The 19965-nt window shown below is 35.6% G+C and carries 16 protein-coding genes; all 16 read right to left on the bottom strand.

Annotated features, from left to right (window positions below; genetic code table 11):
- Positions 1-8: 8 nt before the first annotated feature.
- Positions 9-2762: a contractile injection system tape measure protein gene (locus IEV85_RS18190; protein WP_188466123.1), complete on the bottom strand. Its 2754-nt coding sequence runs from the start codon at positions 2760-2762 to the stop codon at positions 9-11.
- A gap of 9 nt (positions 2763-2771) precedes the next feature.
- Positions 2772-5636, bottom strand: a complete 2865-nt coding sequence (locus IEV85_RS18185; protein WP_188466121.1) for a hypothetical protein — start codon at positions 5634-5636, stop codon at positions 2772-2774.
- Positions 5637-5658: 22 nt separating this feature from the next.
- A complete protein-coding gene (locus IEV85_RS18180) occupies positions 5659-5832 on the bottom strand; it encodes a hypothetical protein (RefSeq protein WP_188466119.1) in 174 nt (57 codons plus the stop codon).
- A 7-nt stretch (positions 5833-5839) separates the two neighbouring features.
- Entirely contained in the window at positions 5840-6574 is a 735-nt protein-coding gene (locus IEV85_RS18175) for an adhesin (RefSeq protein ID WP_188466118.1), read from the bottom strand.
- Between the two features lie 24 nt (positions 6575-6598).
- Positions 6599-10339, bottom strand: a complete 3741-nt coding sequence (locus IEV85_RS18170; protein WP_188466116.1) for a baseplate J/gp47 family protein — start codon at positions 10337-10339, stop codon at positions 6599-6601.
- A 55-nt stretch (positions 10340-10394) separates the two neighbouring features.
- Positions 10395-10823, bottom strand: a complete 429-nt coding sequence (locus tag IEV85_RS18165) for a GPW/gp25 family protein (RefSeq protein ID WP_188466113.1) — start codon at positions 10821-10823, stop codon at positions 10395-10397.
- A gap of 15 nt (positions 10824-10838) precedes the next feature.
- Positions 10839-11132 carry a PAAR domain-containing protein gene (locus IEV85_RS18160; RefSeq protein ID WP_188466111.1) on the bottom strand — a complete coding sequence of 98 codons (294 nt, stop codon included), beginning with the start codon at positions 11130-11132 and terminating at the stop codon, positions 10839-10841.
- Positions 11133-11141: 9 nt separating this feature from the next.
- A complete protein-coding gene (vgrG, locus tag IEV85_RS18155; RefSeq protein ID WP_188466109.1) occupies positions 11142-12929 on the bottom strand; it encodes a type VI secretion system tip protein VgrG in 1788 nt (595 codons plus the stop codon).
- Between the two features lie 4 nt (positions 12930-12933).
- Entirely contained in the window at positions 12934-13608 is a 675-nt protein-coding gene (locus IEV85_RS18150; RefSeq protein ID WP_188466107.1) for a CIS tube protein, read from the bottom strand.
- 30 nt (positions 13609-13638) lie between these two features.
- On the bottom strand, positions 13639-13800 hold the full coding sequence (locus IEV85_RS18145; RefSeq protein WP_188466105.1) for a DUF5908 family protein: 162 nt from the start codon (positions 13798-13800) through the stop codon (positions 13639-13641).
- A 4-nt stretch (positions 13801-13804) separates the two neighbouring features.
- Entirely contained in the window at positions 13805-14317 is a 513-nt protein-coding gene (locus IEV85_RS18140) for a phage tail protein (RefSeq protein ID WP_188466103.1), read from the bottom strand.
- 10 nt (positions 14318-14327) lie between these two features.
- A complete protein-coding gene (locus IEV85_RS18135) occupies positions 14328-14765 on the bottom strand; it encodes a phage tail protein (protein WP_188466101.1) in 438 nt (145 codons plus the stop codon).
- A 47-nt stretch (positions 14766-14812) separates the two neighbouring features.
- The gene (locus IEV85_RS18130; protein ID WP_188466099.1) at positions 14813-16402 is read right to left on the bottom strand and encodes a phage tail sheath family protein; all 1590 of its coding nucleotides are present in this window, start codon (positions 16400-16402) and stop codon (positions 14813-14815) included.
- Between the two features lie 19 nt (positions 16403-16421).
- Complete coding sequence (locus IEV85_RS18125; protein ID WP_188466097.1) at positions 16422-17483, bottom strand: hypothetical protein; 1062 nt, start codon at positions 17481-17483, stop codon at positions 16422-16424.
- An 11-nt stretch (positions 17484-17494) separates the two neighbouring features.
- On the bottom strand, positions 17495-18031 hold the full coding sequence (locus tag IEV85_RS18120; protein WP_188466095.1) for a Pvc16 family protein: 537 nt from the start codon (positions 18029-18031) through the stop codon (positions 17495-17497).
- A 69-nt stretch (positions 18032-18100) separates the two neighbouring features.
- On the bottom strand, positions 18101-19918 hold the full coding sequence (locus IEV85_RS18115) for a glycosyl hydrolase family 18 protein (protein WP_229712645.1): 1818 nt from the start codon (positions 19916-19918) through the stop codon (positions 18101-18103).
- Positions 19919-19965 lie beyond the last annotated feature (47 nt).

The following is a 19965-nucleotide window of genomic DNA, read 5'->3' as shown; positions in this document are numbered from 1 at the left end:
TCAATTTTTTACCGCCATTCCACAAAAATTGGCTTTTTCATCCACTTATATTTTACCAGTTTGAATGACCATGGTACTTTATCAATCAGCATGTCAAAACCTTTTTCTTCTACTTTTAACAAGTATTTGTCTTCATGACTGGTCAGTTTGCCCTCTCTTATTAAAAAAGTTCCTCTCAGGTTATCAATAGAGCTGCTTTTTAAAGAAGGCCAGTTTTGAAGTACTCCTTTTAGCAAGCTTTCGCATAGTGCTTTGTCCTCAGTGTTAAGGCTGATTTTTGTTTCAAGTGGCGTGCTTACAGGCATTGCAACCATTAGCTTGTTGAGAATAGTTGTATATTCCATCATCTCTTCTGTACCAAATGTGAGAAAATGAATTACTTCAACCGCTTTTATTTTACTTTCATCATTTTTAAAAATGCCTTCTTCATTGAGCAAAGCCAATCTTTCAAATATTCTGGGCAAGTAGGGAGCCAATAACACTATACCGGCATTTTGTACATACAGAGAATTCTCTAACTCTTTTTGGGCTAGTTTTTCTAATTCTTCATCTAACTTTAAAATATCACTTCTCTTCTTTGTTTTCTGAGTTTCGTCTTTTTTTCGGATCTCTTCACTCTCTTTTAGCTCTTTGACTAATTGCTGTTCTATGGCAGTATAAATTTCCTGAGCCGCTCTCAGGAGACTGCTTTCTGTAATTGATTTGGCTTCAGCAGGAATGTCCATGCTCGAAGAAATAGTTTTAATTGTCATTTCCAGGGACCTTAGTTCTTGTTTTGAAATAGAAGATGCTGAAGCCTTTTGCAACAGAGAAGTTAGCTGATTGATAGCGACAATATCCAGTATTTTTACAGCACTTTTAATTTTTTCAGGAAAGAGGAGCGTAGCTAACCTGATGAATATCTCAGGATCAAGATTAATCTGAAGTGGAAGTTTGTCAAATTTCGATAGGTACTGAATGGCGAAAGTAAAGTTACTGTCTGCTTTCAACCATAATATGGCATCAATTATCCGGTCGGAAAGAATAACTTCAGCTATAGAATGCTGACTAAACATGAACTTCTTCAAGTCACTTTTCTCACTTTCAGGTATTGCTAGTTGTTTTAACCTTTCTAAAATAAGGTTAATTTCAAGTACAGATAAATTGTTGACCTGTTTTCTTACAACTGATTGGTAATAATCTCTATCCTTCCAGGTTTCTTCTGGTTTAGCTCCACCCAGAAAGTAAGATATAGCTTCAGCTACTTTTTGCTTAAAAGTGGCCCCACTTACTGACCTTGCAAATGCAGACCTTCCTTTTAATAAGAATTGTATTGCTTCTTCTGCCCAATTGTCTGCTTTGGTATTTGGATTTCTTCTTGACTCTTCTTCTTCGAAAACCTGCAATAATTCGGTAGTAATCTTTTCCCACTGTTTATTGCCTTCCGTAGAGATTTGCCTATGATTAGATATTTCTTGCAATTTGATTGTTGTGATAACCTCCAATGGAATTTCTGCAATTACATCAGTGACAAAGAGAAATACTTCTTTTAACAGCTCCTGCTGGTCATCACTTTTCCACTGCTTGCCTAACTGAAGGATTAACAAATCCTGAGTGAAAACATCTAATTTTTGCTGTGCATTTTTACTTAAATTGAGGCTAGTCTGTAAAAAAACAGCCCACTCATTTATTGTCTGTATAAGTATTTGCTTTTCCTGTGAAAAAACTACTTTCCATACTATCTGCTTCTGCTCATTTGATAGTGTTCTGATGAAATTCATCCTGAACGCTTTCTGCTGCGATAATACTTTAAAATCACTTTCATTAATCAGTCTGTCAAACAACCATATTTTCTTACCGCTTAAAAAGGCTGTCTTTTCACTTAAAACCACTAAGCTTTCCTTCGAATACCTGGTTGTTTTAAACCGGTTTAAAATGGTTTGCTGTAAATCCGGCAGCGGATTAATCGCTTGGCTTGTAATCCAAAATAAGTACAAAATAACTTCCTCTTCCGTAAGTTGTTTTAGTCTGCTGATTTGTGAAATAACTTCTGTAATAGCCATTGAAGCAATTCCCTCCTTGTTTCCTGATGTTACAGGAGATGAGATGAATCGTTCAATTACTGATGAAAAGAGCTGTGAATAACTGGGTTGGGGTGCTTCTAAGTTTTGATCAATAAGATTGAAGGTAGCCACTACTATTTGTTCCAGTGTAGCAACATTAATCTTTGTTACTTTTTCCAGAAATGAATAGTCTGTATAGACCAACAAGCGCTGTAATACTTGAGGTAGTGAGATGTTTTTGAGGATGAATTGCCTGAACTGATCTGGTGAAGCCTCAAAAAATCGGTATATTTCTTCCGTAATATCCTGTTTGGTAAGCTGATGAACCTGCTTCCACCAAGGAATTAAACCAGTAGTAAGATAGACTTGCAGCCAATCTTCAGTTTTTTTTATTTCGGGTTCAAGAGTTGCCTGAAACTGATCCATTACTTCAGGCTTAGCTTCTACAATTTCTGTTAATTGCTGAAAAAGTGCATGCCTTAACTTATACTCAACTTCTGAATCCATCTGATAAATATCAATATCTCCTAAGTCTAGTGTTAATGCATTAATTCTTAGAGAAGCATCCTCTAAGGCTATTTCATCAAAAACCTTTTCAATAGTTGATAGTAATCTTCTTTTAATCAGATTTTCTAAAGTTTGAATATCTTCTTTAGCGGATGCTTCTGAATTTGTCTCAATTTCAAAAGATAGATTCCTGATCTGATGCAAACTAGCCATACCACAGTGTTATGCGTCCATATGGTAAAATTGAAATATAAAGCGGGTCAATTCATCTACTGCCTGTTGAAACTTCTCTTCATTCTCGCTTTCTTTAGTTCTCTTTTGTTTTAAATCTGCCCACCGGAAATATTTTTCTTCAAGTTCCTGCATTTTACTAATATCTAACCAGTGCGTGCTTAATGCAACTGATGCAGGCTGTTGTTTAAAAACTACTTCTTCTGCGATTGATTTAAATTCCGGATTGTCGAAACGGGCTGTCCAATCAGGAAAGAAAACACTCATCCTGTATGAGTAGAAATTCTCAGGAATGCGAGGGCTTTCTTCACTGTTCTTGATAAAAAAGCCTATTTTATGGTTGTAATCGACTATATTACGTTTATCAATGAGAAATTCATATAGTTTTTCCAATGCCTCATGTGTAGCTTCAACAGACTCATCTGCATGAATACTTACAAACTTCAAGTCCAGCTCCTCAATACTTAATTGAATTTCAAAATCTTTTGAAGAAGTTATTTCAACTGAATATTTATCAAATTCCTTTAAATAAGTTTGAAGCTGCCCGGTAATTTTTACCCTCTCCTGAAAAGTAAAGGTTTTGTCAGACCCAAGCATTCTATTTCCACTCTGATCCAAAATATAGATACCAAATTTCTTTTCTTCAGCAGTTGGCCGGAGCAATATATGCTCCAATAGATGAATGCCTTCGCTTTTAATATTTAGCTCCTTAAAAAGTGCACAATGAAGTAATACTGAAGCTTCGGCCTCTTCAGGATCTCTGTATTTTGCCAGTTCAATCCATTGATTATGTTCTTTACTAAAGAAAAGAACTGAAGTTGATTTAATACTATCATTCAACCTTCCTACTCTGTAATTTTCAATGGAAAGTCCTTCTTTCAGGTTTTGTGTAGTGACAACACCAGCAGATTTAAAGGCAGACCTTTCAATTAATTTTACTTTCAAATCATTACTGATCTCATCGATGTTAATTTCTTCATCATCTACTAATTCAAACCTTTCTTCAACCACTTCAGTAGCAATAGCGCGAAAATCCCCCGCTTTCTCATGGTCTGCCAGCATATCAATCAATTTTAGCTGGTGAGCCTCAAAATGATTGAAAAATGATTTTTTCTGGTAGATGAGGTCTTTTTTATCAGCATCAGGAACAAAAGAACTCAAGCCAAGCAATACGGAAATTTTAGCCTCAATTCCGGATATATTGCCTATTTCAGAAAGACCCTTTTGGTAATTGAAACCCTTTGTACGGTTCTTATTGATAAATGGTAAGAACTGAAGGAAGTATGTTTTGTTATTGATTAAAAAACGCTCAAACTCATGGCGTGTAAAGTAATAGTTGAACTGACTGAGGGATTGACCAAATTCTTCTCCGTGCAGTGCAAGTAGGTAATCCAACAAACGTTGAATTCTGTCATGATGGTCTTCGCCCATCTCCATTATTTTCGGCAGGCCCTTAATATAATTAATGGGTATTGCCTCATTATCAGGAGAAAGCAAATCTATCTCTAATTCATCGGTATTTTTAAACAGCAAATCTGACTTGGGAACAGAACTTAGCGGCTGGCTATAATAGCTTTTGGAATAACTGCCTCCTATTGACAAAAGTTCTTTGGCATGCTCTAGTTGGGCAAGTGAATTAGCCAATAATTGTTCAAAAAGCATTAAATAGCCTTTCAACTGCATAGCCTGCCCTTTCCTTTTTTCAGAGGGAGAATTAGGAATTCCATCTTCTCCAATTCCGTATACAGTAGGGAATTGATTTTGAATGGAATAGTAGCTTTTTAGATCCAGCTTTTCGCCTTTAGGAATTTCTATAGTTTCTTCCGAAAGCCTGTAAACTCTTCTATTGGCAGACTTCATTTCATTCAATGTACGCTTAACTTCTTCTATATTAAGAGTTTGATTAGAAATGCCATTTTTATAAAATTCTATTGAGTTTTGTTCTTGTTGATCTTTATCAATAGAAATAAGTTTAGGCAATTGATAAGGCCCAATATTTATTTGATTTTCGTATTCTACACCATCTGCTACCAGCTTTAAATTTTTAACACTGGATACACCATTAATCTGCATGATGATTTTCATGATCTCAGAGATCAGTATTTTATCAATTTTAGCAGGAAGCTCTTCTGTTTTTACAAAACCGTGCTTTAATAAAGGGCCATTGAAAATATCATTTAAAGAATAGCCTTGTTCAAGTAACTCTTCCAGGGAATAAAATTTTATTTCTGGGCAAAGGTACTCATCAACCTTAAAGAATATTTGCGCCAGTACTTTTTCAGCTGCAACTTCTCCATTTAAATCAATATCTGCCACTAGCTTTATATCCAGCGGATTCAATATGTTTATTTCCTCTATATCCTCGCCCAGATTCCTGTTTTCATTAAAGACATTTAGCGCTTTTTGTAAAACTCTTTGTTTATTACTTTCTGTAGATACTGTTTCATCTACATCCAAAAGAATTCTGTAGAGTCCGTTCAGTTCACTATTAGGAGAGATCACGGGGAATAGCCAAACATTTTTGATTTCGAAAACAGAGTCAAATAAGAGCTTTCGGTAATCATTAATTGTTAAAGCATTGCAGGGTAACACCTGATCAGGCCTGAAAAAAGATTGTTCAGTCTTATTCTCAGAATAGAGAATGTCCTTTATATCAAATTGTGTTCTGTAAGATATTTCCGTTAGCGCATAACACAGCTGTTCCAATATGGTCACTCCCGGATCGTGTTCATTGTAATCAGTCCAGAAAGCCCCTGTTAATTTTTGAATAAGGTGGATTCCTTCTTCCCTTAAAAAGTCAAAGTCCAAACCTTTGTTGTCAGGATTCTGGTAATCTATAAATTTTGGTTGCTCCATTGCTTTCCTCTCCTTTTTTAAATTAATAGTCCATCATGTCACCTTTCTGAGGTTTTGAACTTTGCTCATTTACCTGGTTATTGAGGTTGCCAATTAATTCGTACACTTCTTCAAAAGGCATTTTGCCCAGTGCTTTAAATATCAACTTGGTATCTTCCAGGCTCAGGGAAATATGTATTTTTTGCTCTTTGCTCATACTGATTTTATTGTTGCAGGCTGTTGTCCATAAATGGATCGTGCCATAGCTGAGAAATTGAATAATTCAGAAAAAAGCCTTCTCCGTAGTTGGCTTTAGTTCTCATTTCTAATCGAAAGTTGTAAGTGTCTCCTCTCCATCGTAGCAAAATTCTGTTGCTTCGCATGCCATAATAAGCTTGAGTATAGCGTATTCTGCTTCTCGATTTTCCAAAGGTACTTAGAGCCTGTGCGCTGATTAAAGCATATTTACCAGTCTTCTTTTTACCTATACCCGCCAGTATTTCAAAAGCGTGGCAGCCATTTAACTCATCCACAATGGTATGCCACTGACCATCTCCGGGTATTTTTCCTTGATAGGCAGTTCCTCTTCGTCCTTTTTGGGCAATTATTCCATCAACATCTAATTCATCTTCAGGATTGCTATTGTTGATCCCGATTTTACCTTCCTGCCTGATGGTTACAATGCTATTTCCTAACCTGTTTTTCACATGAAGGTTAGCATCCCCTTTATTGATATCTATACTCCAGGCAGGGCTTTTTTCTTCAATGCTTTTATAAAAGCTGATGAGTTTTTCGGAATTTCCGATAGGGGAAAGCATTAAACCTTCATCTACAGTTTTTGACATACCGTCATCCACCCTGTTAATGATGGAGTCGATTAAGTCATAGAAATTTTGTTCAGTAGGCAAATTGCCTTTTCTAAAGTAATTTCTAAGTGTTTCTCTATTTTGTAATGCCATATATTATTGAGCTTACTATCTGGTTTATTCTTCTATTATGAAGTCATGACCAAGTTCAAGGTAATCAATACCAGCTTGTCTTGATCGCTCCTCTGATTTTTCAATTAGTACAGAGATTTGATGCTCCGGTGCAGGTACTAAAACCGACCAGGGTTTCGTGGCAACTAATGAAGAAGATTTACCCCCTTCTCTTGCCGTATCTATCAACTGGTAATACCCATCTAAGTCCCGGGAAACCTGTACCATCGAAAATTTAGTAATGAAGTTAACATAAGGCAGTGTTCTCATATAACTAAGAATATCAGAACTATGTATACTTCCACCTAACTCCACTTTTTTACTTTGTGTCAAGAGTGTACCTCTCAAATATTGATTAATCTGCTCATTTAATTTCTGAATATAAAAACCATAATTGTATCCATCAGTAAATTTAACTGCACAAATAATTTTAATCCTTTCATAATTCGGATTTCTTACTTCGATTTTCACAAATGGTGAAGAGAAGCTGCCGATATATGACTTTATTTTGAAAAGCAGCTCACTGCTAGCCATAGGCTCATTTGCGCTCGCAGAGTATTTTGCTTGCGGAGAAACTACAATTAATACGTTGCCCGGAGCATCTGTACTTTTACTAGTCATGTTAGATAAACAGGTTACATGGGCTATTTCCGGAAATTTCTCTAACAATATTCGCTCGTAGTCCCATGCAGTAACTGCCCTGTTTTTATGATGCAGCCTTTCGCCTACGCGGGTATAAAATTTTTCTGCACTCTCTTTTGCTCTCCCCGAAAAAGAAGGTAGCGGTTGCCTTACTTCTCTAATTCCGGGTATGTTGTTTATCGACCTCTGAATTACAAATGCCGGCAGCGGTTTTTCAAGATATCCCTGTGGAAGATTATTGTCAACCAGCATTGCCTGAGTAACATTGGTAGCTACGCTAATTAAACTGGAGGCAGTTTCTATATTTTTTTCTACGGAAATTCTTAACCAATACAAATCAGCTGGTAATATTGTATTGTGTTTTTTGATATCAGCCGGAATATCAATTACAATCATCCCAGTCCGTAAAAAGCGATTGGTTTCATCCCTTAAAATGCGCGAAGGCGCCAAAGTTAACCACTCATCGTTAACCAGATAGCTCCATTCAATCACAGGTAAATCTTCTTCTGAAGATTCAGTATACTCATCTATCATCTCAAATAATATGGAGAGTTGCTGAGGAGGAGCTAGGTCTGCAAATCCCAAATACATAGCCCCTTCAAAATGATAGTCTGGTAATAAATAGGTGTTTTGACTTCCTCCTTTCGACTGAATTTTTTTAAGTCCAAAGGGGTGTAAATGAAAAAGTTCGCCTGAATAAGCACTGCTGGTTTTGCTGTTTTCAATTAATGAAACTGCAGAAGAAGCACTGTAGTCTAGCGAAATAGTTTTTATCTGTGGGGTATAAGGTTGATTAGGAATAGATTTCTTAGATTTTTCCTTGTTTTTTAACAAGCCTCCGCGTGCATTTTCCATTACTGTTTCTGATAGTATGGAAGGGTATACATCATGTCCAAAACCATTTGGAGGGTTATTTAACTCTAATTTGACAAAACTTCTTCTGGAAGTAGAATTCAACTCCTGCTCTTCAGTGATTTCTTCATAATTAGCAGATTGCTTGATTTTTTTTATATCTATAGTAGAGAAAATGGAGGTGTCAATCAGTTTACCCTTAGCGGAAGGGTCCTTGTGCATTCCTTTTTCCTCAGTTCGAAATAACTTAAGCTTTTGCTGCTCATTTTTTGCTGCAGGCATCCATCTGCCATCTTCTAAAACAGAAATAGCAACCTCAAAAGAAGTATTGTCAATGGATAGTCCGTAGCTGGCATAATGTTCCTCAAAACCTCCTTTATGAACAGGTAAATCAAACCATTCTATATTAATTTTCAGGTCTTCAAGAGGCTTATTAAATACCTCATTATTTCCTATAATAAAATAAGCGCCTGCTTTAGGTTGTGGTCCAAATGGTAAAAATGGTGAATCCGGACTTAATTGTCCTATATTATTGTAAAGCTTTAGTTCTTTCATGTTGCTAACGTTCACATGAAACCAAACCTGATTTATCACTATTCTGGATAAAAGTGTGTAAGGATAAATGAATGAATCACTATTTAGCTCAAACTTTACTATCGGAAGTGCAGAATCAAAATTTCCCTCGTGAAGTGTTGCAGTATGAGAAATAATAGCGGGATCTGAATTAAGAAGATCAAAAGCAAAGGTCAGCGTATTCTGCGTTTCATCTCTTTTAACCACATACTTTGATATTTTCAACCACCCTTTTTCACTCGTGATGGATAAATTGAATGAATTGGTAAAGGCCTTAATAAAAAGCTCATCAAATTTGTCACCCGTTGTTTTGCATATTGCATTCAGGTCATTATTTAAATCCTCAAAGCTTTTAGTATTTAATTGAATTACGATCTCTACTTCTCTAAATCCACTTTTTAGAAACAGATTGGGAGAGCTGAGGGCAAAACCGAGTTTGGCACTGCTCATCGTTTTTTCTGAAATACCTTTTTTGTTTTGACTTTCTCCAAAAGCGGCATAGGATTTTGCTAAAAGCTCATTTTCCTTTTTCTGCTTAGGTAAAAGTTGATCGATAGGTAACTTTGCTTCAAGTATGTTGTTAATCTTTTTAACAGCTTTCCCCTCAACGTTCAATAATTCTTTATCTATGAAAACAGAAAATATCTGCTTTACCTGCGCTTTATTGATTAAAATACCTTCTGTTGTTTCATAGATTATATCCTCATTACTTGCAGGATCTTCACCTATAAACTGAGTTCCTTCATCAATTTTGGTGAATAAAGCTTCATCATTTAAAAGAAACTGCAAATAGATTTTATCGAGTTTTTTTTCTTTAGGAACTTGTCTTAGAATATCTTTAAAGTAAAACTCTATGTGTTTACTAGTAAGCTGATTGATGTTATCTTTGGCATGTTCATAAAGCTTTAAAAACGCCAGGAACAAGGCGATTTCCGGATAATGAATGTCACTTTCCATTGATTGCTTAAGGTACTCCGGAGTTTTAGACTTTAGGTAAAGTAATGTTTCATAGAAGCTTTGAAATATCTTTTCGAGCTCTTTTAAGAGAAAATCCTCCGCATTGTCGCTTTCAGCCTCAGTGACTTCAAATGCTTCATCAATAAGAGGCTCCTGCACTTCCCATATGGAACTAAATTCAGTAAATGTTAGAAGTTGATTTGAAGCAACTCCATAATATTCCAGTTTTGTCTCGTAAAGTTTATGCAGCTTTTTGAGTGCTATTGCCAATTTCGAGCTGATAGCATTGGAGATTTCACTTCTTACACTTAGCTGAAAGCGTGTAAACTCTTCTATTTCTCTTAATCGGCTATACCAATGTTCAAACTTTGTAGCGATCGCATAAACCTCTTCAAAACATTTTAATATGTATTTGTTTTTTTTTGCAGGTTGTTTGAAAAGAGAGATTTTTTTAATGTAGCTTTTAAACCGCTTTTCAATTTCAGTGGGTTCTGAATCGATAATGGTGGCTAAAATAACTGTTTCATCAGAAAAGAAGTGAGACCAGTCTCCATCAATCTGGTTATTTTCATTATAAAAATTGATCAGTTTGGATAGTCTGGAAGTAAATACAAGCAAATCCTCAAAGCTTTTCTCGTCAATATTGACATAGTCTGCTTTAAGCGCCTCGAACATCCTTTTCTGCTGTGATGTGCCTGTATTTTTAAATTTACTTTCCTGCATATAAGTACTCTATTATTTATTGCTCCTTAAGAGTTGAATATTTTAAATGATGTAACTAAGCTTTGGGCTTATACCGAACATCTGTTCCTTCAATAATGTAATATGGGAATACCATATTGCTTCTGTTGTTAGTTTTTCTAATAATGTATTCAATATTGATATTAAGAAGCCCATCTACGCTCTTATCTTGCTCTATTTCAATATCAGCAACATTTATGCGTGGCTCAAAATATAAAATAGCTTGTTCAATGCGGCTTTTAATTTGATTAACTAATGTAAAGTCCATGTTTTCGAAAGAGAAATCAGACAAAGCGCAGCCATAATCAGGAGCCATTAATCGTTCTCCCGGCCTGGTTGAAAGTAAAATGAGTAAGCTTTCTCTAATATCTTGCTCTTCGGAAACCAATACTACACTTCCCATTTTTTTATCAAATGTTGGTGGAAATTTCCAGCCTATTCCTAAAAATGTTTTCTTATGATTCATCTAAGTCTATTAATTTTAACCTCCAATCATTACAGTAGGTACACCTGGCCCCACTATAGTTCCACCGTGCGCACAAGTATCACCTACTCTTGCCGCAGGCTTACCACCAATCAGTACTGTAGTAGAGCCTAATATGATAGAATCTGGTGGACCCGTACAAACAGCCATATCTCCCATGACAGCAGCAGGTTTTCCTCCAATTAATACAGTAGGAATACATGGGCCAATAATTGGCCCACCAACATGAGGTACAGGTCCTGTTGACATAGGACATACATGGTTATCGGTCATTACTGCGGCAAATGGCATACTAACTATTTAATTTATCTGTACAATTCCCCCTTTAATAGTGGTCATGGCTGAACCTTTTAGTTCAGCTTGCGCTCCTTCAGCGGCAAATTTGGTCTTACCCTTCAGTGTCACATTCATTCCTTCACTGGCGAAATCCTGAGTGGCTTTAATTTCTGTTTTACCTTTAGATTCCATACTAATGTTTCCTTTAGCCTTAAAAATTATATCTTTCTCAGCTTCTATCGTTATGCCTTTGTCTGACATAATGATGGAATTTTTATTTGCTTCATCCATTACTGTCAAAGCTTTTTCTTTGTCATCCATAATTACTTTATGCCCACCCGGAGTGGAGATAGTAATAATTTTATCTTCATCATTAAACTGAATTTCCAGTTTACTTTTCGTTAATAAAGATTTGATTTCATTTTTATCTGTAGGAGTATAGTTGGGTTTATTTTTTGCAGAATAGACAGAACCTAAAATGATTGGGAATTGAGGATCGTTATTCAGAAATCCCAGAACTACTTCATCACCAATTTCCGGCATAAAAAAAAGACCGGATTCCTTCGTACTGTAAAAATTGGATAATCTTGCCCAAATGGAAAGGTTGTCTTTTTTCAGGGTAGGAATGGTAACTTGTATCCTATATTCACCTGCAGGATCTTCATTTATTTTTTTTACTATGGCTACCTGTAGTCCTTGCATACCAGAATTCAGGCCTGCGGCATTTGGAGCCTCAATACCCGGGGTATCTTCAGCAAACCATCTTTCTTTTAAACCAATTTGCAGTTCTGTTTTCCAGTCGCCCTCTTCAATTATATGGTAGACACCGCTTACGTAAGCCTTTCCATTAAATGTATTACTAATACCACTAAAGTTGATTATGGTATTAGGTTTAACGGAGGCATCTCCTCTAATAGTGGCATTACCTCTTATTTTAGCTAACCTGGAACGCAAAAGCATTGAATTACCCCATGCAGTTAATGAGGCAACAGATAATTTGCCTCCTGTTTGTAGAGTTGCTTTGCCATTACCTAATACCTTTGCCAAATCGGAAGATTTCTGGTTTCCGTGTTGAATTTCCGGAGCTTGCTTACTGCTAACTTCAATGATTTCTTGATTGTTTGGATCCCAACCTACAACACTAATTTCATTATATTGATTTTTGACATCCATTTCAGCATCAAAATCATACAGATTGGTACCATAATCAACATCAAATAGTGGTGCCTGATCGGCTTTAGGTTTAACTACATTAACTTCTCCATCATTAACTATTGCCACAAGATTATTAATGTCAGCCCTAAGCATCATAAAATCCCAATCTGAAGTGTAATGCTGAACAATTTCCTCAATCTGCTCTTCTGTAGCTTCTACTTTTCCTTGTAAACCATTATTTTTTATAAGATCTGAGATAATATCGCTGTCCTTTTTTTTCTGGTAGATCTCGTTCTTTCTACCGTAAGTCATTTTTAAGGCCTTATCTTTACACTCTATTTGTAAAACAGCTGAACCATTTCTGATTTTAAGTTGGTGTTTTGTTACTATTCCTTTAAAAATAACTTGCTCTTCAGATTCATATCCGCAATTGATAGTTATTTCTGTTCCCGGTTTAAATGCAGAGGAATGTGATATTTTGAAGTCTTCATTATCAGCAGGGCTCCCATCATAAAATTCTATTTGGGCAGAAGGTATTTTATTAATTTCTTTTGATACCCGAATGGAAATAGGGGCAAAGGTGCCGTCTATTATACTCCCACCGGCTGATACTGAATAGGTAATTAAACTCTTATCTAAATTAGGCTGAAGGGCCATTATCTTATTTCTTTATGGGTGGAAAAATCAATTCCTGGCCAGGTTCAAGCTTCCTGAAATCAACTAAGTTATTAATTCTGGCAATTTGGAGGTAATAATGGCTTTTCTTGTAAATTCTTTCACACATTAATGGTAGCGTATCACCTATTTTAACAGTAACTAAGTGGGTAAGGTCAGGAGAAGCCTTCTCCATTTCTTTCATTTGCTTTTTAAGATCTGACGTGCTTATAAACTTTAATGCAACTTTAGCCCTCAGTGACTTTCCGGAAGGAGCAAATAAAGTATGTGTTATATCCATGCTGGTTAATCTTCCAGCAAAGTTTACAGCGCTTCCCCACATTATCTTTACATAAGCAGTTTCGTGAGACTCTCCATAATAGTCATACGTAACGCCTTTTAGTTTCTTAATTTCTTTGTCTACGTCTTTTTTTACACCTGTTGCTCCTGTTCCATCTAATATGATTTCAAAGCTAAGGTTTTGAGGAGAAATGTTCTGAAATTTTGCATTTGCATCTACAACACCTGGAGGTTGATCTATTTGATAAGTAATACCATGACTGTGGCTAATAGATGAAGGGTTAATCATTACTTCATAAGTACCATCTTTTTTAGCCTTATTTCCTTCACTATCTTCATATGCAATTATTTTAACCTTAGTAAGAGTCGCATCATTGATCATAGTAGTTAATTAAAAAAGTATAACATCAATTTATCTTTCTGTTTTTCTCTCCAAAATTCGCAGGACTTTTTCAGCGCTGGCATCAATAATCCTTTTTTCCATATTCGGATCATATTCTCGTTTGCCAGAAGGTATATTATGAGGGTCTCTCACCGTCATTTTAATTGTAAGCTCTTTTATTTCTATTGGCATAAGATTAATTTATTAGAGAAGCTAATTTTTGTACAGCAGCTCTCCAATTTTGTATGTTTTCTTCAAACCTTTGAAATGATAGTTCTATTGTTTGAATAAATATTTGATTTTTAGACGCATCTAAACCTGAATATTCCCATTTTACGGGATAGGCATTAATGAAAGTCCATGTTAAAATTGGTTTGTTAGTATCACTCAGTAAAGTGATAACAACATTTTTAAGCTCAACATGTGTGGCAAAACCGGAGTTGATGGTTCTCTTACACCACTCTGTTAAACCAGAACTTTCGTTTACTACTCCACGCTTCAAAACCAGGTTAGAATATTTAAGAGGTTGGGGAACCCGATGAACAAATCGGTTTTCCCCACCTTCTTGTATTTCTTCAACAGGTACTTCAGTAGAAATTCCTGAAATTTCCTGAAAACTGGCATCAGCGTCATTATTTCCTGCTCCGGCTATTCGTACAGAAAAGCGGAAACCGGGAACTGGAAATTGAACACTTTCTTTCTCAGCCATTTACTATGTATTAACCTGCTGATTGTTCTATACCCTCATGCGCCAACTCAATGGTTTCCAAAGCAACTTCATTGGCATCTGCTTTTAAGTCAGGACCTGAAATTTTCACTGGAAATGCATTTCTAACAACCCATGTCATTACAGGGGTGTTTTCTTCATTTAAAAGAGAAATGGTAACATCCTCTCTTCTTTCGGTATTTGTTTGAACATCTGCAAACCAATCGTAAAAGGTTGTGTCATCTTCAAACACACCTTTTTTCAAAGTAATAGTGCCATGTTTTTTTAACCCGGGAATTTTGCGGGTTACCAATTCAGCATCATTACCTGCTCTGTACTCAATGAACTGAGTCTCCATTTCCAGACCGGAAACTTCCTGAAATCCTATATCTAAGCCACCCCACTCAACAGTGAAGTGGAACTTAGGAACTGGCCATAATTCGTCTGCCATAACTTTATATAATTATAAGTGAATATTTTATTTAATAATTTACTGAATTAAGATTCCTGCATTTTTTGCTGGAATGTAATTACGATGAATTCTGCAGGTCTTGAAACAGCAACTTTCACTGTAATTCTCATTATACCATCCAATATGTCATTCGAAGTCATAGTAGAACCTAAGCCTACTTGTACATCATAAGCTTCTCCTGATGTTAAACCTACTAATCCACCTTGTCTCCAGATTCCTCCAAGGAAAGAAGAGATCATACTTCTGATCAATACCCAGGTATTTGCTGTGTTTGGCTCATATACATACTTTTTAGCAGCATATTTTATAGATTGCTCTATAAAAGTAATGGTTCTTCTTACGTTGATGTATTTCCAGTCGCCACTGTTTCCATCCAGGGTTCTGGCTCCCCAAACGGTAGTACCATCACCTACAAATGCTCTAATGGCATTAATTGATTTTCCGCTTACTGTCACATTCAAATCTTCCTGGTCATCATGCGTTAACTTTACAGTAGGAGAACTTACAGAATTTACACTCACATTAGCAGGAGCCTTCCAAATTCCTCTTTCATTATCTACCATACAATAAACGCCAGCCATTCCGGCAGCAGGAGGTAAAATGTTTAAATGTGTTTTAATGCCTGACATTAACTTCTTGAATGAAGGGCTTATAACATTAAGCATCTGAGTAAGCTTCTCAATATCCTGATCTTTTTGATTGATTCTTTTTAGCTCATTCTTAACCTCTTCTGCTTTTTTCGGATTAGAACTGATTTCATCAGCCTCTTTTGAAAGAATATCTTCCAAAACATTTAAATTGGAAATGTAATTGATGCCGATTTCTTCACTATCAACAATTGAAGCATGTACCCATGGATAATAAGCAGCACCATAAGCTAATTGGTTAAGTCCAATACCTTCTCTGAACCTGTTAACTACATCATTTTTGTCGTAAGTTCTTGGCTTGCTTCCGTTATACACATCAAGAATGGCGAATCTGTTTTTCATTTTGAAACCGCAATGCGTCAACATTTCTTGCTGAACAGCAAAGCAATCTGCTTCTTCTAACATTACAGATTCAGGAACAACTAACATTGAAGGTTCTTCCTCCATAATTAGTGCCTGAATACCATCTAATAGGGCTTTCTTAGAGATAGCATTTAATTCAACTCCGCTTTCCTGCTTTGCAGCTGGCGGATTTCCTTTTCCTCCTTTATCATCTTTAGCAGGAGTAGGAGCAGGATTGTTTTCTTTTTGATAACCACCTGTTGATACCACCCAACAAGTGCTTCCGCCATTAGCGAAATACAATCTGATACTATCAAAAAGTAAAAACCGGCTTGGATTCTCAGGAGTAAGTTTATACTCTTTATCCGCTACAGAAATTACAGCTCCTTCCTCATTATCAGCTGATTGGATATTGAATTTTGTAACAATTCCTCTACCAAAAGTATTTACATAATCGGTAAGCGAATTAATTCTAACAGGCTTGTTTATAAGAGACCTGCCATCTTTTTTAGTAATCTGAGTATAGCCGACAAAAGCTGGTACTGATGTCGGGATACCCGCTACTGTGTTTGGAAAGGCGTTTTTCTCTTCAATATAAACGCCGGGTGTTGCTAAGTTTGTTGCCATAATTTAGGGTTTAATAAAATCATAAATAAACTATTATATCTGAAAAAAAATTATTGTTATTCTTATCCTGTTGACTCCTCAAACTATCAATAGCCGGAATTGGGAGCCTCTTCATTAATATTTTTTCTGTGGCGTTAAGCTGACCGTTTTTTCTGGTAAGCTGGAAAGCATGTGGTGAAAACTCAAATAATTTTAGAGGATTGGATGATTCAAACATTTGAGCCACCTGTCCATTTGGCAGCTTCATTTCCATGGGGCCTTTAAAATCAGCCTTTTTGTTGTCTTGTAGAATTACCGATTTTTCAAGCCCCTTAATATATTTTGAGACCAGCATATAACGCCAATAGGTTTCACGCGCATTAAATGCAATTACAAAATCAAACTGAGGAATGGGAAGTCCTTCATCTATTGATTGAATTATTTCCTCCTTCATTGTACTATTAAGAAAAAGATTTATAAATGCCGCAGGGTACTTTGGTCTTTTATAAGGCAGGCTAACAAAATTAGCTATTTCTTTACCTTCAGCAAATATTTTGTACAAACCCTCACTTAACGACTTTGGAATAAACTTATGACTGGCAGAAAGATTTTCTAACCTCTCTACCACAGTATTTTCTTCATCTTTTATTTCCAGTACTTTAATCCCCGAAGTATTATTCAATGATATTTCATTGTCAGATAAATAAACTAAATCTGCTTCTGAGGCGTACTCTTTTTTATGCAATGAGGTCACTTTCTCAACATTTGCCTTTTTATTTTGAAAAGAGAAAATAGTATTAAGAGAAAGGTCACTGCTTTTAGTGATATTATTGAAATAAGGATTGGTTGATATCATCCAGAAGTCCAAAGAAATATGTTCTTCTGAAGTTAATATCATTTTAAGTGCGTCTTTTCTTCTATGATCAATTAGCAATTCAAAGCCTCTTTCGCTGCTTTTTAATAGAAGACCTAATTTATTAATAACATTTAATGATTTCTGCAGTGGTATAAACTGCAGGTTTTTTGCAGGCTGTTCTACAAAATACTCATGTTGTATATCAACTTTGAGCAGGGGACGGTATTGAAATGATAAGTCAATCATGAAGGTAATGGTTAATTAGTGCCGAAGCCTGTAAAAGGTGCATTTAAATCATTGGTAAAGCTTTCGTTAAAAGTAATCATTCGAACTTTATATAATATAGAAGGCATATATTTACTGCCAACCGTGCCCCATAAATGGCTTAAATTCTGGAGGTCCTGATTCACAATTTCAAATGAAAGCTTATCTATTTCCGAATCCATGTCTGGCGTATTGGAATGGTTCAGGATTTTGTTCGACTGAAAAAAAGAAATAACGCCTGATAGGTACCTAAGTCCTTCAAGATAATTTTCTGCTTCAAAGGATGCTGAAAATAAAATGAAAATATTAAGGTTAACTGGTCTGTTAGTTCCTCCTTTGCCTCGTTGGCTTACAGTTTCCTGTTGAAGGTTTATCAAACTTAGTATGATTTTATCAGGCTCTGTTACTGCAACACTTCCGTCAGGATTAACCAGATTTGATACAACTACCTTATCTTCCACAGTAGCAAATCTGTTTCTGATGTAGTCATTGATGACCTGGGAAATGGTTGAAATTGCCGAATAAATCATTTTTTAAATATACTAATAAATACAAAGTGAGCAAAAATTTTTAAAAAAATAATCATAATAATTATATTTTTAAGGTAAATCCTTCTCCGATAAAAATCTTTTACTAAGAATAAATATTATTATTGCTCCAATGATAAATCCTAAAATAAGATACATAAAAGCATCAAATGCGATGTATTTCATTCCTATAAAAATTAGCGCTATCAAAATGATAATCATAAGCGCTAAACTGCCTTTAATGGCAACATTGAATGATCTGTTTATTCTGTGACCAAAGCGGAAAAGGAAGTAAAAACTTAGTAAACCTACACCGAATATAGCTCCGAATAATCCAAAAAGAGGTCTGGGGTTTTTTAGCAGGTATGCTGGATTTTTAATTATTCTTAAAGTGAGGGATAAAATTCTTCTTGGAGTATATCTCGCCCAAAAATTTCTGACATTAGCAGTTCTTGCTTCATCCGGTGATAGCGCAAATTTAGCCGCTAATAATCTCCAAAGCTCATCATAACCATTATCGTATCCAAGTGCCCAGATCCCCACACCTCCAATTTCTTTTTCTTTAATCCAATCGTACTTTTTGCTTAAGGACAGGCTGTCTTCATACCATAGTTGTTTGTAATTGCTATTGTCATCTCTATACACATAGAATTTACTTTTGCTGGGTTCGTCCTCGCAACAAGGTAAATCACCATGTTTTTTCTGAATATTTCTGTACATAGGGTAATTCACAAATTTCTTTGATTTGGAAGGGAATTTCAGGCTTTCAGTTTCCCACTCAGCTCCGTAATAAGGTAGTCCCATCAGGATTTTCTTTTTAGCGACACCTTCAAGCAGGTATTCATCTAAAGCTACATTAAGGTTGTAGTCCCACCAGGTTTGCCCGCTTTCTAACGGAGAAACTGGTCCTGCAACTGAGCTATTTATTCCATAAAATTCGTAACCCATTATAATATATAAATCAACATACTGATTAAGCTGATCAAATTCATATACTCTGTTATAATCAATGGGAGGTAAAGCCAGCGTAATCATATATTTTTTATCACTGGATTTTAACCTGTTAGAGAGGTCTATGATAAAATTAGTTAGTTCATTTCTATTGGAAGAGGATAAGCTTTCAAAGTCTATATTTACACCATCAGCGTTTCTTTCTTTTAATAGGGAGATGAGTATATCTATAAAGTTTCTCTGGGCATCAGCACTTGATAGAAATGTATTGTTATTTTTTATTCCAAAATTAGTCACGCTAAGCAAAACCTTAGTTCCATGCTTATGAGCAGAATCTACAAGATCAGTAGTTTTCCAATCATGTATATTATAGTATCCTCCGGTAGAAGGGTTTAATTCATAACTAAAATAGGCTATTGCAGAAAGGAGCGAGAAATTATAACTTTTATATGCTGAACCCATCCAGTAAGGGTGCCAACCAAATACTTTAAAGTTTTCATCAAGAAGGTGTTCCTCTTTATATATATTATTATTAGATATTGAATAGTACTTGTCCCAACTTTTTTCGGATTTGTAATTCTTTACAGGTTTTCTTTTTTTAACAGAAAGTGCTCTTCTTACAAAAGAACTAGTGTCAATTTGTTTATTTTCATCCTGAACAACCTCCATGTCAAAAGCAAGGTCAGAATCGGTAGCTAAGGAATCAGCAAGAGCAAGTGAGTCAGTTAATTGATCATTGCTAGCTTTTTCGATTTTCTCCTGAGGTATAATTACCTGCTTAGCAGAGTCATTTCTCTTAGCCTCTTCAATTTTTTGATTTATAAGATTCTTTAGGCCATCCTGTGCATTTGAATTCTCGCAAACTGAAAAAATTAGGATGATAATTAAACACAAAAATGGAAAACTTCTAAATACTTTTATTTTACTTATTGACTGCAAAATTCCTTAGGTCTTGGTTATTTGAATTGAAATACTGTAATAAAAGT

Source organism: Marivirga lumbricoides (genome assembly GCF_014636295.1).
In the GTDB taxonomy this organism is placed as follows: domain Bacteria; phylum Bacteroidota; class Bacteroidia; order Cytophagales; family Cyclobacteriaceae; genus Marivirga; species Marivirga lumbricoides.
This window is presented reverse-complemented; position numbering and strand designations above follow the sequence as displayed.